This window comes from Rhodococcus sp. S3, from assembly GCF_058211795.1.
In genome coordinates this window covers 1,346,473-1,366,299 of the sequence record NZ_CM177074.1, presented here as the reverse complement: position 1 = coordinate 1,366,299, position 19,827 = coordinate 1,346,473, and the positions used below count along the sequence as shown (strand labels likewise).

General features: G+C 69.6%; 22 protein-coding genes. 12 read left to right on the top strand and 10 right to left on the bottom strand.

All coding sequences use genetic code 11. The annotated features are described in order from the left end of the window. The first annotated feature begins 55 nt into the window (after positions 1–55). The 3 genes from AC0LPE_RS06460 to AC0LPE_RS06450 are packed head-to-tail and all read left to right on the top strand — an operon-like array spanning position 56 to position 2,876. Positions 56–613 carry a PH domain-containing protein gene (locus tag AC0LPE_RS06460; RefSeq protein WP_088896682.1) on the top strand — a complete coding sequence of 186 codons (558 nt, stop codon included), beginning with the start codon at positions 56–58 and terminating at the stop codon, positions 611–613. After that, entirely contained in the window at positions 610–2,121 is a 1,512-nt protein-coding gene (locus tag AC0LPE_RS06455) for a PH domain-containing protein (protein WP_490605827.1), read from the top strand. The genes AC0LPE_RS06460 and AC0LPE_RS06455 overlap by 4 nt, the downstream gene beginning before the upstream one ends. After that, positions 2,118–2,876 carry a uracil-DNA glycosylase gene (locus AC0LPE_RS06450; RefSeq protein ID WP_160874845.1) on the top strand — a complete coding sequence of 253 codons (759 nt, stop codon included), beginning with the start codon at positions 2,118–2,120 and terminating at the stop codon, positions 2,874–2,876. Before AC0LPE_RS06455 ends, AC0LPE_RS06450 begins: the two co-directional genes overlap by 4 nt. On the opposite strand, the gene AC0LPE_RS06445 is transcribed toward AC0LPE_RS06450, so the two are convergent. From AC0LPE_RS06445 to typA, 5 genes are all read right to left on the bottom strand, one after another. Next, positions 2,833–3,273: a hypothetical protein gene (locus AC0LPE_RS06445; RefSeq protein ID WP_088896679.1), complete on the bottom strand. Its 441-nt coding sequence runs from the start codon at positions 3,271–3,273 to the stop codon at positions 2,833–2,835. The two genes, AC0LPE_RS06450 and AC0LPE_RS06445, sit on opposite strands and share 44 nt — an antisense overlap. A gap of 77 nt (positions 3,274–3,350) precedes the next feature. Further along, complete coding sequence (locus tag AC0LPE_RS06440; protein ID WP_016693616.1) at positions 3,351–3,509, bottom strand: hypothetical protein; 159 nt, start codon at positions 3,507–3,509, stop codon at positions 3,351–3,353. Positions 3,510–3,596: 87 nt separating this feature from the next. Further along, complete coding sequence (mshB, locus tag AC0LPE_RS06435; protein ID WP_016693617.1) at positions 3,597–4,520, bottom strand: N-acetyl-1-D-myo-inositol-2-amino-2-deoxy-alpha-D-glucopyranoside deacetylase; 924 nt, start codon at positions 4,518–4,520, stop codon at positions 3,597–3,599. Beyond that, positions 4,499–6,517, bottom strand: coding sequence for an ABC transporter family substrate-binding protein (locus tag AC0LPE_RS06430; RefSeq protein WP_490605826.1), 2,019 nt, complete (start codon positions 6,515–6,517; stop codon positions 4,499–4,501). Before AC0LPE_RS06430 ends, mshB begins: the two co-directional genes overlap by 22 nt. Positions 6,518–6,596: 79 nt before the next feature. Next, positions 6,597–8,483: a translational GTPase TypA gene (gene typA, locus AC0LPE_RS06425; RefSeq protein ID WP_006550583.1), complete on the bottom strand. Its 1,887-nt coding sequence runs from the start codon at positions 8,481–8,483 to the stop codon at positions 6,597–6,599. A gap of 359 nt (positions 8,484–8,842) precedes the next feature. Here typA and AC0LPE_RS06420 point away from each other — a divergent pair, with 359 nt between their 5' ends. Next, on the top strand, positions 8,843–9,019 hold the full coding sequence (locus AC0LPE_RS06420) for a hypothetical protein (protein ID WP_006550584.1): 177 nt from the start codon (positions 8,843–8,845) through the stop codon (positions 9,017–9,019). Positions 9,020–9,043: 24 nt separating this feature from the next. Here AC0LPE_RS06420 and AC0LPE_RS06415 read toward each other — a convergent pair whose 3' ends face one another. Further along, positions 9,044–9,466: a (deoxy)nucleoside triphosphate pyrophosphohydrolase gene (locus tag AC0LPE_RS06415; RefSeq protein WP_172414829.1), complete on the bottom strand. Its 423-nt coding sequence runs from the start codon at positions 9,464–9,466 to the stop codon at positions 9,044–9,046. Positions 9,467–9,491: 25 nt separating this feature from the next. On the opposite strand from AC0LPE_RS06415, the gene AC0LPE_RS06410 reads away from it, so the two are divergent. Continuing rightward, positions 9,492–9,788, top strand: coding sequence for a 4a-hydroxytetrahydrobiopterin dehydratase (locus tag AC0LPE_RS06410; RefSeq protein WP_490605825.1), 297 nt, complete (start codon positions 9,492–9,494; stop codon positions 9,786–9,788). On the opposite strand, the gene AC0LPE_RS06405 is transcribed toward AC0LPE_RS06410, so the two are convergent. Next, the gene (locus AC0LPE_RS06405) at positions 9,724–11,037 is read right to left on the bottom strand and encodes a mannosyltransferase (RefSeq protein WP_490605824.1); all 1,314 of its coding nucleotides are present in this window, start codon (positions 11,035–11,037) and stop codon (positions 9,724–9,726) included. The two genes, AC0LPE_RS06410 and AC0LPE_RS06405, sit on opposite strands and share 65 nt — an antisense overlap. Before the next feature lie 378 nt (positions 11,038–11,415). On the opposite strand from AC0LPE_RS06405, the gene AC0LPE_RS06400 reads away from it, so the two are divergent. The 3 genes from AC0LPE_RS06400 (at position 11,416) to AC0LPE_RS06390 (ending at position 14,334) form a co-directional block, all read left to right on the top strand. Further along, positions 11,416–12,258 carry an Rv1157c family protein gene (locus tag AC0LPE_RS06400; protein WP_160874965.1) on the top strand — a complete coding sequence of 281 codons (843 nt, stop codon included), beginning with the start codon at positions 11,416–11,418 and terminating at the stop codon, positions 12,256–12,258. Between the two features lie 89 nt (positions 12,259–12,347). After that, positions 12,348–12,731, top strand: a complete 384-nt coding sequence (locus tag AC0LPE_RS06395) for a hypothetical protein (RefSeq protein WP_301846953.1) — start codon at positions 12,348–12,350, stop codon at positions 12,729–12,731. 160 nt (positions 12,732–12,891) lie between these two features. Continuing rightward, positions 12,892–14,334 (top strand): MFS transporter, encoded by a 1,443-nt coding sequence (locus tag AC0LPE_RS06390; protein ID WP_016693625.1) that lies wholly within the window; start codon positions 12,892–12,894, stop codon positions 14,332–14,334. On the opposite strand, the gene AC0LPE_RS06385 is transcribed toward AC0LPE_RS06390, so the two are convergent. Together AC0LPE_RS06385 and AC0LPE_RS06380 are read right to left on the bottom strand one after the other, a co-directional pair. After that, positions 14,331–15,089, bottom strand: a complete 759-nt coding sequence (locus tag AC0LPE_RS06385) for a DUF1906 domain-containing protein (protein WP_423660320.1) — start codon at positions 15,087–15,089, stop codon at positions 14,331–14,333. The two genes, AC0LPE_RS06390 and AC0LPE_RS06385, sit on opposite strands and share 4 nt — an antisense overlap. Positions 15,090–15,214: 125 nt before the next feature. Further along, the gene (locus AC0LPE_RS06380) at positions 15,215–16,153 is read right to left on the bottom strand and encodes a restriction endonuclease (protein ID WP_160874851.1); all 939 of its coding nucleotides are present in this window, start codon (positions 16,151–16,153) and stop codon (positions 15,215–15,217) included. Between the two features lie 185 nt (positions 16,154–16,338). Between AC0LPE_RS06380 and AC0LPE_RS06375 the strand changes: the two genes are divergently transcribed. After that, positions 16,339–17,724: a carotenoid oxygenase family protein gene (locus AC0LPE_RS06375; RefSeq protein ID WP_490605823.1), complete on the top strand. Its 1,386-nt coding sequence runs from the start codon at positions 16,339–16,341 to the stop codon at positions 17,722–17,724. 25 nt (positions 17,725–17,749) lie between these two features. After that, positions 17,750–18,316, top strand: coding sequence for a G/U mismatch-specific DNA glycosylase (gene mug, locus AC0LPE_RS06370; protein WP_060651724.1), 567 nt, complete (start codon positions 17,750–17,752; stop codon positions 18,314–18,316). 1 nt (position 18,317) lies between these two features. Here mug and AC0LPE_RS06365 read toward each other — a convergent pair whose 3' ends face one another. Continuing rightward, positions 18,318–18,659 (bottom strand): DUF1330 domain-containing protein, encoded by a 342-nt coding sequence (locus tag AC0LPE_RS06365; protein ID WP_016693630.1) that lies wholly within the window; start codon positions 18,657–18,659, stop codon positions 18,318–18,320. Positions 18,660–18,746: 87 nt separating this feature from the next. Between AC0LPE_RS06365 and AC0LPE_RS06360 the strand changes: the two genes are divergently transcribed. Continuing rightward, positions 18,747–19,526 carry a helix-turn-helix domain-containing protein gene (locus AC0LPE_RS06360; protein ID WP_016693631.1) on the top strand — a complete coding sequence of 260 codons (780 nt, stop codon included), beginning with the start codon at positions 18,747–18,749 and terminating at the stop codon, positions 19,524–19,526. An 84-nt stretch (positions 19,527–19,610) separates the two neighbouring features. Next, complete coding sequence (locus AC0LPE_RS06355; RefSeq protein ID WP_026061451.1) at positions 19,611–19,826, top strand: hypothetical protein; 216 nt, start codon at positions 19,611–19,613, stop codon at positions 19,824–19,826. Position 19,827: the final 1 nt, after the last annotated feature.

Here is a 19,827-nt window from a genome sequence, read left to right as displayed (position 1 = left end):
GAGTCCGGCCGGTTCTACGGATCCCAGCCTAGCGTGGAACCGGACACGGGGCCCGATGGAGCAGGAGGTGCGGGTGGAGGACGACGAGAGTTCGCCGGCGGGGTCGGCCGACAACACGGCAGCGACGAGCGTGGTGATGAGGGAACCGTCGTGGCGGCCGAGCCCGAAGGCGCGTGTGCTGTGGGCCGTGAGTGCAGCGCTGATGTGGTTGCCGCTGGTCGTCGCGCAGGTCGTGTGGGTGCTCGTCGCACCGGTGGGCGCCGGATGGCACATCGCCGCCGCGGTCGCGACCGTCGTCCTCGGTGCGCTGCACGTCGCGGTGGTGCCGGTCTGGCGTTACCGCGTCCATCGCTGGGAGATGGACGCGACCGCGGTCTACACGCGTTCGGGCTGGTGGACGCAGGAACACCGCATCGCGCCGATCTCCCGGATCCAGACCGTCGACACCGAGCGAGGCCCGCTCGACCGGTGGCTCGATCTGACCACCGTCACCGTCACCACTGCTTCCGCTGCGGGTGCGGTGGAGATCGTCGGCCTCGACAGCCGGGTCGCCGACGAGACCGTCGCCCGTCTGACCACGCTCGCGGCGAGCTCGGAGGCGGACGCGACATGAACGAGGCCGTCGCGCCCGTGGCCGGGACGGACGAGGAGGTGCCGTGGTCGCGCCTCGATCGCCGGATGCTGCTGATCCACCCGATCGAGGAGATCCTGCGCCTGCTGCCCGTCCTCGCCGGCTCGTTCGTCATCGGGACCACCAGCGGCAATCCCGTGTGGGGCCTCGCAGCGACGGGCGTGCTCGTGCTGGTCGGTCTGCTGCGCTGGTTCACCACCACCTACCGCGTGGGACCGCAGCACGTCGAACTCCGCCGCGGCCTGCTGCAACGACGCGAGTTGTCGATCCCCCGTAGCCGTATCCGGTCGGTGGACGTCGAGCAACGCCTCCTGCACCGCGTGCTGGGCCTCGCGCTCGTGAAGATCGGCACGGGCCAGAGCGGGGGCGCCGATCGCAACCGGTTCGAACTCAACGGCATCCCGATCGCGGCCGTCCCCGAGCTCCGTGCCGTTCTCCTGAGGGGCGGGCAGCAGGACGAGGCGCCGGCCGAGGCGACCCCGACCCCTGCCGTCACCGAGCGTCAGCTGGCGCGCTTCGACCCGGCCTGGGTGCGCTACGCCCCCTTCTCCACGACGGGCCTGCTCGCCGTCGCGGCCATCGCCGGTGCCGCCTTCCAGTTCGGGCTCGGCCGGTGGATCGCAGAATCGCAGGTCGTCCGCCGCGCGGTGGAGACCGCAGAGGACCTCGGCCTGGTGGTCGCGCTCGTGATCCTCGTGCTGGTCGTCGTGCTCGTCGCCAGCCCGGCCGCATGCGTGCGGTACCTGCTGCTCTACGGCGATCTGCAGGTGACCGACGACAACCGGGTCCTGCGCATCGCGCACGGCCTGCTCACGACCCGTCACACCACCCTCGACCAGGCGCGGCTGCGTGGAGTTGCGCTGCGCGAGCCCCTGGCGCTGCGGCTCGTCGGTGCCGCGCGGCTCGATGCCGTCATGACGGGCAGGACCGCGCAGCAGGGCGGTTCGTCGCTGGTCCTGCCGTCCGCACCCGACGAGGAGGTCCGGCGGGTCGCGGCCGAGGTGCTCACCGGGCGGCTGCCGCTCGAGGTTCCGCTGCGCAGCCACGGTCCCCGTGCCCGTCGTCGCCGCTACACGCGGACGTTGTCGCCGGTGGCCGTCGTGGTCGTCGCCGGACTCGTCGCCCTGACCGTCACCGACCGGCGCGTGCCGTTCGCCGTGATCGCCACGGTGGTCGTGGTGCTGGTCGCGGGGGCGTGCGCGCTGGCGCAGGACCGCTACCGGGGTCTCGGCCACGCCGTCGTCGACGGGCATCTCGTCGCCCGCAGCGGCTCGATCGACCGGCAGCGCATCTGCCTCGACGCGGACGGTGTGATCGGCTGGACGGTGCGGCAGACCTTCTTCCAGCGCCGTGCGGGTCTCGCGACCGTCGTCGCGGCGACCCCGGCGGGTGCGGGACGTTACGAGGTGATCGACATCCCGGTGGACGAGGCGTGGGCGCTTGTCCAGGAGGTCACACCGGGTATGGGAGAAGCATGGATCGACCGATGAAACCCACGTCCGGTAAAGGCCCCCTGCACGGCACTCCCCCGACGACGCTGACCGAACTCGACGACGCGCTCGTCGACTGCTACGCGTGTCCGCGGCTGGTCGCATGGCGTGAGCAGGTCGCCCGGGAGAAACGAGCGGCCTTCCGCGACGAGGAGTACTGGGGCCGGCCCGTCCCGGGCTTCGGTCCGGCCGATGCGTCCCTGCTGATCGTCGGGCTGGCGCCCGCCGCGCACGGCGGGAACCGCACCGGACGGATGTTCACGGGAGACCGGTCGGGTGACGTGCTGTATGCGGCCCTGTACGACGCGGGACTCGCATCGCAACCGACCGCGACACACATCGACGACGGGCTCGAACTGTTCGGCACCCGCATCACCTCGCCGGTGCACTGCGCGCCACCGGCCAATCGCCCCACGGTCGTCGAACGCGACACCTGCCGGCACTGGCTCGAACAGGAACTCGACCTGCTCGCTCCCACACTGCGGTCGGTCGTCGTCCTCGGCGGGTTCGGGTGGCAGGCGCTGCTGCCCGTCCTGTCGGCCGCGGGGTGGACGATCCCGGTTCCCCGCCCGAAGTTCGGACACGGTGCGCACGCGCTGCTGGCCCCCACCGAGGCACGGGAGCACCCGCTGCACCTGTTCGGTTGCTATCACGTCAGCCAGCAGAACACCTTCACCGGCCGGTTGACGAAGGAGATGGTGACCGACGTGCTCAGGGACGCGGCGCGGGCTGCGTCCCTCCCACTGCCTGAGTGATCTCCTTGATACGGGCCGAGAACAGGTATCCGCCGGCGGGGGCGAGCGCAGCCACGGGCAGCAGCAGGGTCCGCCAGTCGCCGAGCGCGAGCTGATCGCCGCCCGGCCCGCCCACGAGGCAGACGAGGAAGACGACGGCCCAGGCCAGCAGCGGCAGGGCCGCGCTGCGCAGGGAGCCGGTCTCGGCGCGGACCGCCATCACGAGGAGCAGATTCGCGGCGCCGGCCAACAGGATGGTGATCGGGAAGGGCACCCCGGCGATGTACAGGCCGAGGTAGAAGACCGACAACAGGGCGCACAGCGCACCGTCGAGCACGAGCAGCGCGACGAGTCCCCGGCGGGGCTGGACGTCCACCGGTGACGCTAGGGGTGCAGCGGTTGCTGGATCGACCGTCATGCTTCGATGGTGCGCTACCGGACGCGCGCGAGCGCAACCGGGGTCCGCGGAACCATCCGCGGACCAGGCACCGGATGTCAGGGAACCGGCGGGTATCCGAGCATGGTGAGCAGCGCGCTCTGCTGGTCGGCGAAGGAGTACAGGGCGTGCCAGTAGTCGGCCCGGATCTCGTCGGCGTACGGCCTCAACGAATCCACGAACGCGACGATCTGGTTCTGGACGGACCAGTTGTACATCGACAACCCCCTGCACGGTGTGTCTGCGTAGTGCACGAGTCCGGGTGGCGCGAGCCACTCGAAGCCTCGTTGATGACGCGGATCACACTAGCCGATGCCGGAGAAGAGGTCGTCCTCTCGTCCCGTGGAGTCGGTCAGGCCGAGCTGCCCGCGCACGAGCACGAAGTGCTCCTGGTCGAAGACGGGCTGGGCGACGAGGTTGGAGAGCACGAACTGCTCGCCGTCCTCCGCGACCAGCACCTGGGTCGCGTGCGCGGCCATCGCGGTCCGCTTCGCGTCGAGGACCGAACGGACGTCGACGACGGTGGTGACCTCGTCGTCGGGCACGCTCGGCAGTTCGCCGGGCTCCGGTCGGCGCCAGCCCTCGGGCAGCGCGCCCATGGCGGCGATGCCGCGTTCGAGCGCGGACCGTTCGGCGACGGTCCAGTAGACCTTCGCGGGGGTCCACGCCGCCCCGGCGGACGGATAGTCCTCGGTGCCGGCCGCTTCGACGGCCGCGGTCACCCTCTCGTGCACCGCGATGTGGTCGGGGTGCCCGTAGCCACCGAACGGGTCGTAGGTGACGACCACGTGCGGACGCGTCTCACGGATCACGGCGACGAGCGCCTCGACCGCTTCCTCGCGGTCGGCGTTGACCCAGGCGCGGGGGTTGGCGGCGGACGGGGTGCCCGCCATTCCCGAGTCGCGCCAGTGCCCGGCACCGCCGAGGAAGCGCGGCCGGTCGACGCCGAGCGCTCCGAGCGCCCGGGTGAGTTCGAGGATGCGGTACCCGCCGAGCTGATCGGCGCGGTCGGCGGTGAGCTGTGCCCACTCGTCGCCGATCACTTCGCCCTCCTCGCCGAGCGTGCAGGTCACGACGGTGACCTCGGCGCCTTCGGCGACGTACCGGGCGATGGTGCCGCCGGTGGTGAGGGTTTCGTCGTCGGGATGGGCGTGGACGAGCAGAAGTCGTCGATCCGCAACGTCGGGGAGAGCCCCCGGAGTATCGGTCACGGTGTGGTCCTTCCCCACAGATGGGCGTCGCCGAGAATACCGGTGGCGACAGCGGCTGTCAGCGAGACGTTCTCGACACCGGGGCCGGCGGCGACGACGGCGCGGTCCTGCAGGATCGGCAGGTTCACCGCGAGATCCCACAGCCTGGTCTGTGCGTCGGCGACGACCTTCGCCGGGTCGGTGGTGCCGTTCAGCCCAGCGAGCAGATCGGGCTCGAGACCGGGATCGCACGCGCCCGAGAGGTTGCTCGGAGCTTCGAGTTGCGCTGCGAGCGCATCCTCACGTTCCTCGACGTCGTCCTCGTCGAGCGTGGTGGTCGCGGGGTCCGACGGCTGTGCCGCCTCCGTCGTCCCGGGGGCGTCGGGCTGCGCCGGGAGGCCGGACTCGGGCGCGGTCGGCAGGTCCTCCCCCGCCGCCGTGGGTGCTGCGGCCACCGGGACGCATCCGAATCGGGACAGCGCGGCGGTGGCGGGGTCTCCACCGGCACGCATCCAGCCGACGACCGCGTGCACGGTGCCCTCGACGAGGGCTTCGCCGTACAGCTCGTCGGGGGGCAGTTCGTCGACCGACGCGTCGATCCCGGCGCCGCGCCACAGGTCGACGGCGGTACGTGCGACGGCGCGGGCGGTCTCGTCGCCCTCCGGCACGCCCACGACCAGCGTCAACGGCACGCCGTTCCGGGCCAGGGTGCCCTCGGGCAGGGCCGGTCCGCTCGGGGTTCCCGGTTCGGGAGTCGCGCTCGTCGGCACCGCAGTCCCGGATGTACCGGTCTCGGATGCCTCGGTCTCCGGTGCATCGTTCCCGGGTGTTCCGGGGTCGGGTGCGTCCGGGTCTGCCGGCACCGGGGGCACGGCAGGCGGAACGGGCAGATATCCGGCCTCGGCGAGACGGTCGAGGGCCTGCTCCCGGGGCAGACGCGGCGGCATCGTGTCGGTGTAGCCCGGATCGGACGGCGCGAGCACCTGGGCCCGCGCCCGCACGACCTCGGTGCTGTCGGCCGTGGCGACGAGTCCGAGCAGCTCGGGATCCAGCAGGTCGAGCACGCCTCGCCGGACGACCGGGTCGGCCAGTTCGGCGGTGCGGGTGTTGAGGGTCAGATCGAGGGTGCGCGGCTGGAGCTGGACGCCGGTCCGCACGCCCGGCACGGCGGCGAGCTGCGCTTCGAGAGCGACACCGCCCGCGCTCTGGACCACCTGGGCGTCGTCGCTGCGCACCGATTCGGTCACCTGGGCGTCGGTGCCGGCGCGGCGCATGAGCAGTTCGTCGGGTCCGGCCGGGGTGCCCCAGAACCGGTCGTTGCGTTCGAGCAGTACCTCGGCGCGTCCGCGGTCGACGTTGTCGACGTGGAATCGCGCGCCCGACACGGGGATCGTCTCGGACAGGCCGGTGGAGAAGCCGCCCGGAGTGTCCTTGACCAGGTGCGCGGGCAGCAGGTTGGTGAACAGTTCGCGCCAGGCCGGATACGGCTCGCGCAGGGTGACGGTGACGGTCTTGCCTCCGCCCGACGACCGGATGTCGTCGATCAGGCGGTAGCCGGCGGGATCGACCACGCCGGGCTGGGTGACCATCTGCCGCCACAGATACCGGAAGTCCTCGGCGGCGATCGGCGCTCCGTCCGACCACTGGGCCTCGTCGCGCAGGCGGTAGTTGATGGTGAACGGCGCCTCGTCGGTGACCTCTGCGGACAGCAGCAGCGAGTCGTCCGGAACCCACAGTGTGGCAGCGGGATTCTCCGGGTCGGGCACGGCCCGGAAAGCACTCGGGAGCACGAGTTCGGCAACGGCGTTCGCGACGGGCGACTGGTCTGCGAGCAGGTGGGGGTTGAATCCCGAGCCGACCTCGTCGATCGCGACCACCACCGTGCTGCGCTTCGGAGCGGGAGCGGGAGTCGTGGTCGGCTCCGTCTGCTCGATGGGAGGCGGCGGGTCGGCGGTGCAGCCGGTGAGGACCAGCGCAGCCACGGCCAGGCCGGCCGTCGCCCCGATCAGTCGGCGACGAGCGCGCGTACGCGACACTCGGGCTCCTTCCGTGAGGCAGGTGGTACATGGGTGGCCCCGGCCAGCATGCGCTCGCCGGGGCCACCCCACACCTGGACTACTTGTTACGGGCCTTCTCCCGCGACCGCGCACGCGCGCGGTCGGTCTGCGAGAGGTGCAGCTTCCGCACGCGCACGTCCTCCGGGGTGACCTCGACGCACTCGTCCGCAGCACAGAACTCGAGCGCGGCCTCGAGGGTCAGCTCGATCGGCTTGGCGAGGGTCTCCATCACGTCGGCGGTCGAAGAGCGCATATTGGTGAGCTTCTTCTCGCGGGTGACGTTGATGTCGAGGTCCTCGGCGCGCGGGTTGATGCCCACGACGTGGCCCTCGTAGGTGTCGCTGCCCGGTTCGACGAAGAACGTGCCGCGGTCGGCGAGCTGGATCATCGCGAACGGGGTGACCGAGCCGGCACGGTCGGAGACGAGCGAACCGGTGTGGCGGGCGCGGATCTCGCCGGCCCACGGCGCGTAACCGTGGAAGATGGCGTTCGAGATGCCGGTGCCACGGGTCTCCGTGAGGAAGTCGGTGCGGAAACCGATCAGACCGCGCGACGGGATGATGAACTCCATACGGACCCAACCGGTGCCCTGGTTGGTCATCTGGACCATCTTGCCCTTGCGGTTCGCGAGCAGCTGGGTGATGGCACCGAGGTGCTCCTCGGGGCTGTCGATGGTCAGCTCCTCGTAGGGCTCGTGCAGCTTGCCGTCGATGGTGCGGGTGACCACCTGCGGCTTGCCGACGGTCAGCTCGAAGCCTTCACGGCGCATCTGCTCGACGAGGATGGCGAGGGCGAGTTCGCCTCGGCCCTGAACCTCCCACGCGTCGGGTCGTCCGATGTCGAGGACGCGCAGCGACACGTTGCCGACGAGCTCGGAGTCGAGCCGCGTCTTGACCATGCGGGCGGTGAGCTTGTGGCCCTTGACCCGGCCGACGAGCGGCGAGGTGTTGGTGCCGATGACCATCGAGATGGCCGGCTCGTCGACGGTGATGCGCGGCAGCGCCACCGGGTTCTCCGGATCGGCGAGGGTGTCGCCGATCATGATCTCCGGGATACCGGCCACGGCGACGATGTCGCCGGCGACCGCGACCTCGCCGGGCTGCCGCTCGACACCGACGGTCTTGAGCAGCTCGGTGATCTTGACGTTCTTGACGCCGTCGGCGTGCATCCACGCGACGGTCTGGCCCTTGCGCAGCTCACCCTGGTGGATGCGCAGCAGCGCGAGACGACCGAGGAACTCGGAGGCGTCGAGGTTGGTGACGTGGGCCTGCAGCGGCGCCGACGGATCGCCCTTGGGTGCGGGGATGCACTCCATGAGGACCTCGAAGAGCTCGTCGAGGTTCTCGGCGTCGGGGACCTGGCCGTTCTCGGGCTGCTTCTTCGAGGCCTTGCCCTCACGACCGGAGGCGTAGAGGACGGGCAGCTCCAGGGCGAGCTCGGCGGCTTCGGCGGCCTCGTCGTCGAGGTCGGACGCGAGGTCGAGCAGCAGGGTCTGGCTCTCCTCGACGACCTCGGCGATGCGGGCGTCCGGTCGGTCGGTCTTGTTGACCACGAGGATCACCGGCAGCGACGCGGCGAGCGCCTTGCGGAGCACGAAGCGGGTCTGCGGCAGCGGGCCCTCGGAGGAGTCGACCAGCAGGACGACGCCGTCGACCATGGACAGGCCGCGCTCGACCTCACCGCCGAAGTCGGCGTGGCCGGGGGTGTCGATGACGTTGATGACAGTGACGGTGCCGTCCGGGTGGTGACGGTGCACCGCGGTGTTCTTCGCGAGAATGGTGATGCCCTTCTCGCGCTCGAGGTCGCCCGAGTCCATGACCCGGTCGACGAGTTCCGCACGTTCGGCGAACGCGCCCGACTGGCGCAACATGGCGTCGACGAGAGTGGTCTTTCCATGGTCGACGTGCGCCACGATGGCGACGTTCCGAAAATCAGCGGTGCTCACGCGATAGCTCTCCTGGCTGTAGTCCGGCCACACGGCACTGGACCCGGTCGGCACCTCGCCCGTACGGCGTTCGTCTCGATGGCCGCGACGCGAGATTGCGAGCTACCTGCCCCGTCCGATTCTCGGCGTGCAGGCACTGCGGCCGTCAATACACTTTACAGGCCGCTTGTCGGTCGCCGCTTCTACCTCATCCGATACCTGCAGGTCGGCGACGATCGGGGTGACGCTCGACACTCCCACACGAGACGTAACCGCCGAATCCGGCACCACATACACCCCTTGGTTCACAAGTAAGGGGATGCTAACCTTCGCCCGCCGGTGGATTCGCCGCGCAGGACCGTGGAAGGCAGGCGGGACGTATGGGGAAGGTGAAGGCGAGCAAGGTCGCAGGCCTGAAGCCGAAGAAGAAGTGCTGCCGCAAGAAGACGCGGTGCCTCAAATGCCCCGTCGTCGTGATGCGCATGAAGAAGGTCGAGAACGACGGCCTGAGCAAGAAGGAACTGCGCAAATATCTCGACAAGGCCCGCGCCGCCTGACCACAAGGCATGCGCCGTATGACCTCAACGCCGCAGATGTTCGCGTAGATCGGGGATCCACGCGCGATCGGCCGGGACGAGATCGACCTGCCCGAGTTCGTCCGCGTCGACCCACCGCAACGCCGCATGATCCAGCGGCTCGGGATCACCCGAGACGAGTTCGACCCTGTAGGCACACAACTCGCGACCACCCGCCAACGGCACCGCGACACCCAGTCGCTCCGCACCGCGCACCTCGACACCGAGCTCTTCCCTCAGCTCCCGCACGAGCGCCGCTTCCACACTCTCCCCCGGTTCCGCCTTGCCGCCGGGCAACTCCCACAGGCCCGCGAGGTCGACGGGCCGCGTGCGCTGGGCGAGCAGCACGCGGCCGTCCCGGATGACGGCGCCGGCCACGACGTGCCCGTCGGGCGCCGGTGTACTCGCAGACGATGCGCTTGCAGACATGACCTGCATCGTCCCAGAATGAGTCATGTCCCAGCTGCTGACGGACGGAGAGATCGACGCCGCGCTGGCCGAGTTGCCGCACTGGCACCGCGCGGGACAGTCGCTGGTCCGCACCATCGAAGCGTCCACCTTCCCCGATGCGATCGCGCTCGTCGACCGGGTGGCCGTCGTCGCCGAGGAGGCGAATCACCATCCGGACATCGACATCAGGTGGCGGAAGGTGACCTTCGCGTTGAGCACGCATTCCGCCGGTGGCCTCACGGAGTCGGATCCGGCTCTTGCGCGTCGGATCGACGAGGAGGCACGGCGCTCGGGTCTGTAGTCACCGGCTCGCCGTGCGTCCCGCGCCGCCGGGCGGCGAGGATCACGACGACGTAGACGGCGAGGACACCGACCACGTTGACGGCGCCGAGCCAGGCGAGCGGGGCGGGACGTTCGACGTCCCAGATCGAGTTCTGCGCCGTACTCAGCACCCACGGGACACCGATCAGCGTGACCACGGCCCAGCACGCGGCGACGATGCGGGCACCGAGCGATCGCGCCAGGGGCCCGTAGACCAGCCACAGCAGCAACGGGACCACCCACACCCAGTGGTGAACCCATGAGATGGGCGAGACGAGCAGACCGAACAGCTGCACGATCAGCAGCGTGCCGAGACGATCCTGTGTTCCGTCGGGCTGTGTTCCGTCGGGCTGTGTTCCGTCGGGCTGTGTTCCGTCGGGCTGTGTTCCGTCGGGCAGCGGTCCCAGCGACCGCCACGCCGCGAACGCCAGGACCGCGCAGACGACGACGCCGACCAGCCACACGGGACCGAGCCCGACGTCCTCACCCGCGAGACGACCCAGAGCTCCGCGCAGCGACTGGTTCCACACCGAGACGACCGGGCCGATCCGATCCGCGTCGCCGAAGAGGGACCCGAAATAGGTGGCGGCCTGGGAGCCGAGCACGAGCAGGCTCACCAGGACGGTCCCCACGAAGACGACCGCGGAGAACACCGCCTCCCGCCAGCGTCGCTGCGCGAGGAAGTACAGCCCGGTGATGGCGGGCGTGAGCTTGATCCCGGCGAGTACGCCGACGAGTCCACCCGACAGCCACCATCGGGAACTGCGGGCCGCGAGCATCACGCCGAGGACGAGGAAGACGTTGATCTGGCCGTAGTCGAGGGTCGTGCGTACCGGCTCGGTCCATATGCCCGCAGCCGTCCACAGCATCGCGACACCGATCCACGACCGGCTCCGCGCCCGCGCGCCCACGACGAGTTCGAGGGAGATCCACACGACGGCGAACAGCGCCGCGACCGTCAGCAGCTGCCAGGCCACGCCCAGGATCCCGAACGGGATCAGGTGCAGGGGAAGGAAGACGAGCGCGGCGAAGGGTGGATAGGTGAACGGCAGGGGGAAGTCGGGGGTGTCCTCCGAATAGGTGAATCCGTAGAGGTCGCCCTGCAGCAGAGCGGCGGATCCGTCGACGTAGACGTGGAGGTCGACGAGGTTCATGCCGTTGGGAGTGATGAATCCCCAGGCCACGCGGACGACGACGGACAGCGCCAGTAACGCCGCGCACCACCACATCCGGTGCGAAGGAAACCCTCGTGGCACTGCGGTGCGGCCTCTCCCGTCGAACGTCCGTCCGGTGAACCGGACCCGGCGAAGGAGATTACCGTTCCGATAGGCATGCAAACGAACCGGAGTTCACTCCCGTAACGATTTCATCTACAGTCACAATCTTCTCAGGTCGGACGCGTTATGTTCGACAGGATCCGAGGGACGGAACACCCCGTGGTTAGAATCCCGAACCAGCGATGGGCGCGCCGTTCCGAAACGGCAGGCTTGTCCCGTGTGCGGGGGGTCCATAGAGTGTCCCCTCGAGCCGTCAGCATCCGGTCGTTCGTCCCGAACAACCGGATGCTTCAACGACAAGGATGGGGAACAGTGCTTCGTACTCGAGGAATGCGACGGGCGCTCACGCTGTGCGCACTCGCCGCCACCGCGGGATTGGCCGTGCCTACGCAGGCCGTCGCGCAACCGGCGCTACCCGCGCTGCCGGATTTGGCAGGGCTCGTCGAACTGCCCCGGTTCGAAATTCCCGCCGATCTGTCCGTCGAGTCGTTGACCGACCTTCTGGCCGGAGTCCGGGCGAACCCCGAAGAGGTCGAGGCCCTGGCTTCCCTCGCACCCGCGATCATCGGTGCGGCTGCAGGCCCCGCCGATGTCGCCGACGCGGCCGACGGCAAGAACGACCTGCTGGCGCAGGCCAAGGAACTGCTCGCGAACTCCGAGCTCCCCGAGTCCGTGAAGAGCACGCTCCAGCGCGTCATCACCTTCCTCGACGGCAGCGGCGGCGGCGGACCCGAGATCCCCGAGCCCGGCGCCGTGGTGATCTCACAGTTCCTCTACCCGACGATCGGCAAGGGCTGCATCGGCGACAGCCAGGACTCCGTGGGCACCGCCCTCGCGGTCGCGGGTCCGTCGCACCTTCCCCCTCCCGGACCGGGCGCAGGCCAGACCGGCTTCGTCTTCACCGCGCTGGGCACCGCACCCGCCGCCGGCGAACAGCAGCAGCCGCTCACCCTGAGCTGGGTCAACGTCTCCAACGGACGCACGGGAACGCAGCCGCTCACCAACGACGCGAAGATCAACCCCGACGGCCCGACCACGCTGAGCACGATCGCCGACACCGGTTCGGGTCAGGTCCTCGCCGTGATCTCCGGTGGAATCACCACGCAGGACGAGGGCGCCGATCCGCGTTCGTGCACCTTCCTGCCCACCGTGGGTCTCGTCGCCGTTCCCTGATTCACGTACTCACCGAAGGCCGCCGGGAGTTTCTCCCGGCAGCCTTCGCGTCTCTTCCCCCGTCGCTGTCGGGCGTGATAGACCGGAGCATGGCCTCCACCGCGTCGCGCATCCCCTCGAAGCAGCGTCGTCTGCGGCACCCGGCCGGTGCCGCGTCCGTGAATTCCCGCCGTTCGCTCGTCTCCCACCGCTCGATCCTGTCGATCGCCTCGGAGCGGTCGATCCTGTCGATCGGTTCCTCGTACTCGATCCTGTCGATCGGTAGCTGCGGGTCGGTCCTGTCCATCGGCTCCGTCGGATCGTTCGGTTCGGCGTTGTCCTCGCTGTCGTTCGCGAGTCTCGGCTCGGCACTGTCCGGCCTGTCGCGCTGGTCGCTGCTGGCGTGGCGCGGCGACCATGCCGCACCCGACGAGCATCCGCCGCTCTCGATCACCGTCGACGAATCCGAGCCCGACAAGCACTGTCAGTCCTGACACCTCGAGGCCGCTCGAACGGCCACACAGGTCCGGAGTGCGGGAGGGTACTAGGGATCGACGGCCCTGCCGTGTTAGACACGATGTCAGCGTCGTTCGTATTGCGCACAAATTGTCGTCGTAGGCCGCGTCACCCCCGGCCCCCGGACCGAGGAGCCGCATGGCCGTAGAGACACCGCTCTCCACCAGGGAGGTCCCTGCCCCGCGCGGCATCGTGCCGGTCCTCGCGACCGTCGGTATCAGCGTCGCGCTCATGCAGACCCTGATCGTCCCGATCCTCCCCCGGCTGCCGGTGCTCGTCGGTGCGTCACCCGAGAACACGTCCTGGGCCGTGACGGCGACTCTGCTCGCCGGCGCGGTGGTCACCCCGATCAGCGGTCGTCTCGGCGACATGTTCGGCAAACGCCGGATGCTGCTGACCTCGCTCTCGCTGATGGTGCTCGGTTCGGCGGTCTGCGCGCTCGCGACGAGCCTCGTCCCGCTCGTGGTCGGTCGGGCCCTCCAGGGCGCCGCGATGGGCGCGATCCCGCTCGGTATCGCGATCCTGCGCGACGAGTTGCCCTCCCGCCGACTCCCGGGCGCCATGGCCACCATCAGCGCCACGATGGGTGTGGGCGGCGCGATCGGCCTGCCCGCCGCGGCCTTCGTCGCCCAGGCGACCGACTGGCACATGCTCTTCGTCGCGTCCCTGGTCCTCGGGCTCGTGGGGATCACCGCGATCCTGTTCGTCGTGCCCGAGTCGTCGCAACGCAATCCGGGACGCTTCGACATTGCCGGGGCACTGCTGCTCTCGGTCGCCCTCGTGTTGTTGCTCCTGCCGGTCACCAAGGGCAACGACTGGGGCTGGACCGCCCCGGCGACCCTCGGGATGCTCGCCGGGGCGCTCGCGGTGTTCGTCGGCTGGGGCCTGTACGAACTGCGGGTACCGCGACCGCTCGTGGACCTTCGGCTGTCCGCCCGCCGGCCGATCCTCATGACGAATCTCGCGTCGGTCGCACTCGGCTTCTCGATGTACTCGAACATCCTGGCGTTCCCGCAGCTGCTGATGGCACCGACGGAAACCGGTTACGGCTTCGGGCAGACGATGGTCACCGCCGGGATCGCACTCGCCCCCGCCGGGCTCGTCATGATGGCGTTGTCCCCCGTCTCGGCGCGCATCACGACGCGGTTCGGTGCCCGCGTGACCCTCGGCTGCGGCGCGGTACTGGTGGGCCTCGGTTACCTGATGGCGTACGTGCTGTACCAGGAGGTCTGGCACATCGTCGGCGCCTCGATGCTCATCGGCGCCGGTGTGGGCCTCGCCTACGCCGCGATGCCCGCGCTCATCATGGGTGCCGTGCCGCTGCGCGAGTCCGCCGCGGCCAACAGCCTCAACACCCTGATGCGGTCGATCGGTACGACGAGCGCCGCAGCGGTGGTCGGCGTGATGCTGGCGGCGATGACCCAGCGCATCGGCGACTCCGTGGTGCCCGCCCTCGAAGGGTTCCGCGCCAGCTTCCTGGTAGCGGTCGGCGCGGCAGTGGTGGCGCTCGTCTTCACGGTCCTCATCCCGCCGCCGGGCCGCTCCGTGCGACCCGTCGACGAGACCGACCCCGACCGCTAACTACCCAGCAGTCCGGGCTCGGAGCTCGGTGCGCTGCCTGCGAGCGACCACTGGCCGTAGTCGGGCGTGAGCACGTGGTTGATGTCGACGCCGATGCCGTCGATCCGGACCTCGCCCGGAATCTGGTGCAGGTTCGCCCGCGGATGCACGTAGCCCTTCGGCGTGCCCCAGTCGTGCTGCCAGTAGAAGGACCCGAGGGAGACCGCCGACGCCCAGTCGATGGTCGGCGAGTTGGCGTACACACCGAGATTTCCGGCGCCGACCACTTCCTGCCAGCCCAGCAGGTACGGCACGACCTGGAGCGTGAACTGCTCGAAGGTCGGGTTGTCGTCGATCGAGGCGTAGATCGGCCGGTTCTCCGGGCCACCGGCCGCGTAGTGGAGGTCGAGGCCGCGCCGGGCGTGCTTCAGACCCGCCTCGTAACCACCGTGCCAGTCGGCGGTCGCGGCCTTGCCGTACTGGTAGCAGGAGACCACTTCGAGTCCGCTGTCGAGCAGCGCGTCCGCTTCCCGTCCGGTGAGCGGCTTGGCGCGCATCCACGCGGCGTCTGGTCGCGCATCGGACACGTACCGGATGGCGCCGATATGGCCGGCGGCGCGGATCGACGAGGGCGACGGCACGGCGGCCGAGTAGTCGACGATGGTGCCGAGCACCGGCCGTCCCTGGGCCAGGCCCGGTGCTCCGAGCGCAGAGATCAACGCGACGCCCGATCCGAGCGTCGCGTACCGCAACATGTCCCGCCGCGAAAGGGTCATCGCAACCTGTCCTTCGTATTGCCGTCTGTACGTCCGCCGTATTGCATCACAATCACAGGCGTCCCACCGACCACACCGGGAATTCGACAGGTCGCGGCAGCCGATATCGCGACGGCGCTACGAGGTCAGCGGCCGGACAGTTCGGCGAAGAAGGCCGGCACCAGGGAGACGTCCTCGACCGTCCGCACCGTGGAACGGACACCGAGACCGTGCTCCTTGAGCAGATCGCACAACCCGTCGCCGTCGACGAGATCGATCGGCGGCGCGCCGTGCCGGTGGGCTTCGGCGCGCGCGTCCTCGGTGAACGATCCGGTGGTGACGAGCAGGCCCTTCTCGCCCCGCCCGACCATCGCGGCGCGGAACTCGCGGACCACGTCGGCACCCGCCTTCTCCGGTGCCCGCAGGAAACGGAAGAAGACGGAGAAGCTCAGCAGCGACACGCGCAGCACACCGGTGCCCTCGACGTGGCCGGCGCCCTCGGGCTCATGGGATCCGCCCGGCGCCGGAATCGTCAGGGTGGTGAATCCGGCCGCGCGCAGCACCGCGGTGGCGAGCCGTTCGAATCCGTCCTCCGACAGGTCGGCGACGGCACCGAGGACCGGTTCGCGCCACAGTTCGGGATCCTCGGGGGCGGCCGCGAGCGGCACGACCTGGGCGCCCTGCGAGACGTTCCGCACCATGCGCTTGCGGCGTTTCTCGGCCGTGTACGCGACCTGCATGGGCTTGATCTCCGACTCGCGGACGGCGCGGCCGCGGTCGGTCACGCTCCACACACCGCGGCGGGTGTTCGACAGCAGACCCATGCCCTTGAGGTACGTCCGGGCCCAGGCCAGCCGGTATTCGATCTCCGTTCCGGGGCCGTCGCCGTGGAGTACCGCCTGCGCTTCCTCGGACAGTCCGGTCCGGGCGATCACGGCGGAGTCGATCTCCTCGATGACGCCGGATCCGCCGAGCTCGATCACCGCCTGCACGGTCGGCCAGAGAAGATCCGTGTACGGCGGCAACGTGGCCTCGCCACCTCCGGTGTTCCGGACGGAGTTTCCGATCGCGTTCCGGCGCTGCACACCTTCCCCTAACGTCGCGGCCGTGCGGCCGCACTATCAGTCCTGCACGTAGGCAACAACCCTATCCGATGGACGGCCCCTGTCCGCGGGTGCGGGATCGGGCGCGCCGAATCACGAACCGATCGCCCTCCCCGGTCCTACGATCTCCCCACGGAAGAATTTCGCCTCCACCGAAGCGAGTCGCCATGCAACGTCCGGCGCCTGTCGACCTGGCACACCATCCGCACCTCAGCGGCCTGTTCGCGCCTCAACGCGAGGAAGTGGACGTCCGCGATCTCGAGGTCGACGGGGAACTCCCCGCCGATCTGCACGGAAGCTATCTCCGCAACGGGCCCAATCCGCGCTTCGACCCGATCGGCCACTACGTCTATCCGATCGACGGTGACGGCATGGTCCACCGCGTGCAGATCGCCGAGGGCACCGCGCGCTACACGAACCGGTTCGTGCGCACCCCGCAGGTCGTCGCGGAGGAGAAGGCCGGTCGCGCACTGTGGGCCGGCATCACCGATCCGTACTTCCCTCCAGAGGAGGAGGTCGGGCCCGACCTGGCGAACACCATGCGCGAACTGCCGGACATCAACATCGTCCGGCACGGCGGGCGGCTCATGGCGATGGCCGAGGCAGCGCCGCCGTACACGCTGGGTTCCGACCTCGAGACGCTCGGGCGCGAGACCTTCGACGGAACCCTGCCGGTCGGGCTGACCGCGCACCCGAAGATCGATCCGCACACCGGCGAGATGGTCGCCTTCTGCTACATGCTCGACCCGCCGTACCTGACCTGGTCGGTGGTCGCACCGGACGGGACGGTGACGCGCGCGCCGACCCCGATCGACGGCGCCGACCGGCCGTTGATGATCCACGACATGGCGCTGACGCCGACCTACGCCGTCCTGGTCCTGGCCCCGCTCGTGTTCGACCTCTCGCAGATCTTCTCCGGCGGGTCGCCGCTCGACTGGAAGCCGGATCTCGGAACGCGGGTCGCGCTCGTCCCCCGCGACGGCGGTGCGGTGCGGTGGTTCTCGACCGACACCTTCTGGATGTGGCACACTGCCAACGCGTTCGACCTGCCCGACGGTGACGTCGCACTCGACTACGTGGAGTGGGCGTATCCGGGCGCGTTGACCGAGAAGGCAGGTCCGAACCGGTCCGTCCTGCGACGCGCCGTGATCGGCCGCAACGGGGTGACCCGCACGACCCTGCACGAACGCGACATCGAGTTCCCCCGCATCGACGACCGGTCGCTGACCCTCGGCCACTCCGTCGTCGCGACCATCGGACGCAGCAGGACGCAGAAACTCCCTGCGGGAGCGGCCGATTCGCTCTTCTGGTTCGATGTGGCGTCCGGAACCGAATCGGTCTGGGCACACGAGACGCTCTCCCCCGGCGAACCGGCCTATCTCACGGGTGATTCGGGCGGCTACTGGGGCGCGATCGCGACCGACCGGGCGGACATGACGAGCTGGTTCCTCGTCTTCCCCGAGACCGACCCGGCCTCGGGGCCGATCGCGCGGGTCCGTCTGCCGATCCGCGTTCCGGCCGGCCTGCACGGAGCCTGGCTCCCGCCGGACTGAGCGTCGCTCCGGCTAGTTTGGGTGGATGGGTTTCACACGAGCCGAACTCGAGTCCTTCCGCGATGCGGTGATCCCCGACCTCGTCGCGCCCGGTTGCCGCTTGTTGTTCGTCGGCATCAATCCGGGACTGTGGACCGCGGCGACGGGAGCCCACTTCGCGCGGCCCGGAAACCGCTTCTACCCCGCCCTGTTCCGCGCCGGCATCGTCGACCGGCTGATCGACGCATCGTCCGGCATGAGCGACGCCGACCGCGATCACCTGCTCGAGCGGGGTGTCGGCATCACGAACCTGGCGCCGCGTGCGACGGCCCGCGCCGACGAGCTCACCGACGAGGAACTCCGTGAGGGCGGACGTCATCTGGCGAACGTGGTGGCGGAGTTCCGCCCTCGCGCCGTGGCGGTCGCGGGCATCACCGCCTACCGCGCGGCCTTCGGCCGGCGCAAGGCGAAGGCCGGGCGGCAGGACGACACGATCGGCGACGTCCCGTTGTGGGTGGTGCCCAATCCGAGCGGGTTGAATGCCCACGAGACGGTGGAGTCTCTGGCGCGGGCCTACGCCGAACCGGCCCGGGCGGCCGGCATCCTGTCCTGAACTACCGCTGAGCGCCGAACACCTTGTCGAGGAAGTGCGTGGCGCGGTAGCCGGTCGGTGTGCCCTGCACGACGACCGCCCATCCCTCGGAGTTCTCGGTGCGGAGCGGGAGGATCGCCTGGTACTCCGGGGATTCGTACCAGGTCCGGGCACGGTCGACGTCGGGGAACTCGATGATCACGAGGTTCCCCTCGAAGGGTCCCTCCATCCCTTCGGGATCGACGCCGTGGACGAGGAAGCGACCGTCGTACGGGGCGAGGGTGTCGTCGATGGTCTCGAGGTACCGGACGATGTCGTCGTTGAGGTCGATGGTGCGGAGATGAGCCACTGCGTATGCGTTCATGGGGACCACCCTGCGCCTCGTCGTGCACGGAATCGATTACCCCGGAAGTAATGGTGACCGTTCCCGGCCGGCTCTACTGTCGGGTGCATGACCACGGTCGACACTCCCCACGCCGGAGCGCTGCTGCGGGCATGGCGCGAGCGGCGCGGCCTGAGCCAACTCTCGCTGGCCCACACCGCCGGCATCTCGTCGCGGCATCTCAGCTTCGTCGAGACCGGCCGGTCCCGACCGTCACGCGCGACCGTGCTGAAGTTGAGCGACCGGCTGGACATCCCGCTGCGCGAACGCAACACCATCCTGGTCGCGGCGGGACACGCGCCCGTCTACCCCGAGCATCACCTCGGCGACCTGCCGATGGCGGCGATCTCCGACGCGATCACGCGAATCCTGTCGTCGCACCGTCCTTTTCCCGCACTCGTCGTCGACCGGCACTGGACGATGGTCGATTCCAACGACGCCGTCGGGGTGTTCGTCGAGGGGTGCGCTCCGGAGCTGCTGGAACCGCCGATCAACGTGCTGCGACTGACCCTGCACCCGCGGGGACTGGCGCCGCGCATCGTCGATCTCGGGCAGTGGCGCGGTCATCTGCTCGCCCGACTGCAACACCAGATCGGGGCGACGGCCGACCCCGTCCTGCTGCGCCTGTACGACGAACTCGCCGGTTACCCCTGCGACGATCCGGTCGAGGAGGTCGAACCGCATTCGCTGGTCGTGCCGATGCGGTTGCGGACCGAGGCCGGCGAGTTGTCGTTCTTCAGCACGACCACCCTCTTCGGGACCCCGCTCGACGTGACGGTGTCGGAACTGGCGATCGAGGCGTTCTATCCCGCCGACGATGCGACGGCCCGGGCGCTGAGCGGATCGTGATCGCCGAATCGGCCGATCACGAACGGTTTCCGCGCTAACGTGGAGGTGCGCGTCTGCCGAGCGGATCATGCGGAGGACACCGACATGAGCACTGCGAAATGGTGGGTTCTCGATCAGCGGGAGTCCGGCTTCGCCCTCGAACACCGCCCCAGCGGCGACCTCGTACTGATGAACACCGCGACGTCGGAAGAACACGTCCTGCACGGCTACGTGTGGAAGCACTGTCCGCACTTCGGTCTGCAGATCCAGAGCGAGGGCCCACCCCCGTACGGACCGTGGGTGGAGAACCCCGAGGAGTGAG

Excerpts from the sequence above, each read along its gene's own strand:
- AC0LPE_RS06460 (WP_088896682.1), top strand. The coding sequence starts at position 56 with ATGGAGCAGGAGGTGCGGGTGGAGGACGACGAGAGTTCGCCGGCGGGG.
- AC0LPE_RS06455 (WP_490605827.1), top strand. The coding sequence starts at position 610 with ATGAACGAGGCCGTCGCGCCCGTGGCCGGGACGGACGAGGAGGTGCCG.
- AC0LPE_RS06450 (WP_160874845.1), top strand. The coding sequence starts at position 2,118 with ATGAAACCCACGTCCGGTAAAGGCCCCCTGCACGGCACTCCCCCGACG.
- AC0LPE_RS06445 (WP_088896679.1), bottom strand. The coding sequence starts at position 3,273 with ATGACGGTCGATCCAGCAACCGCTGCACCCCTAGCGTCACCGGTGGAC.
- AC0LPE_RS06440 (WP_016693616.1), bottom strand. The coding sequence starts at position 3,509 with ATGTACAACTGGTCCGTCCAGAACCAGATCGTCGCGTTCGTGGATTCG.
- AC0LPE_RS06420 (WP_006550584.1), top strand. The coding sequence starts at position 8,843 with ATGGGGAAGGTGAAGGCGAGCAAGGTCGCAGGCCTGAAGCCGAAGAAG.
- AC0LPE_RS06415 (WP_172414829.1), bottom strand. The coding sequence starts at position 9,466 with ATGTCTGCAAGCGCATCGTCTGCGAGTACACCGGCGCCCGACGGGCAC.
- AC0LPE_RS06410 (WP_490605825.1), top strand. The coding sequence starts at position 9,492 with ATGTCCCAGCTGCTGACGGACGGAGAGATCGACGCCGCGCTGGCCGAG.
- AC0LPE_RS06405 (WP_490605824.1), bottom strand. The coding sequence starts at position 11,037 with ATGTGGTGGTGCGCGGCGTTACTGGCGCTGTCCGTCGTCGTCCGCGTG.
- AC0LPE_RS06400 (WP_160874965.1), top strand. The coding sequence starts at position 11,416 with ATGCGACGGGCGCTCACGCTGTGCGCACTCGCCGCCACCGCGGGATTG.
- AC0LPE_RS06395 (WP_301846953.1), top strand. The coding sequence starts at position 12,348 with ATGGCCTCCACCGCGTCGCGCATCCCCTCGAAGCAGCGTCGTCTGCGG.
- AC0LPE_RS06390 (WP_016693625.1), top strand. The coding sequence starts at position 12,892 with ATGGCCGTAGAGACACCGCTCTCCACCAGGGAGGTCCCTGCCCCGCGC.
- AC0LPE_RS06385 (WP_423660320.1), bottom strand. The coding sequence starts at position 15,089 with ATGACCCTTTCGCGGCGGGACATGTTGCGGTACGCGACGCTCGGATCG.
- AC0LPE_RS06375 (WP_490605823.1), top strand. The coding sequence starts at position 16,339 with ATGCAACGTCCGGCGCCTGTCGACCTGGCACACCATCCGCACCTCAGC.
- mug (WP_060651724.1), top strand. The coding sequence starts at position 17,750 with ATGGGTTTCACACGAGCCGAACTCGAGTCCTTCCGCGATGCGGTGATC.
- AC0LPE_RS06365 (WP_016693630.1), bottom strand. The coding sequence starts at position 18,659 with ATGAACGCATACGCAGTGGCTCATCTCCGCACCATCGACCTCAACGAC.
- AC0LPE_RS06360 (WP_016693631.1), top strand. The coding sequence starts at position 18,747 with ATGACCACGGTCGACACTCCCCACGCCGGAGCGCTGCTGCGGGCATGG.
- AC0LPE_RS06355 (WP_026061451.1), top strand. The coding sequence starts at position 19,611 with ATGAGCACTGCGAAATGGTGGGTTCTCGATCAGCGGGAGTCCGGCTTC.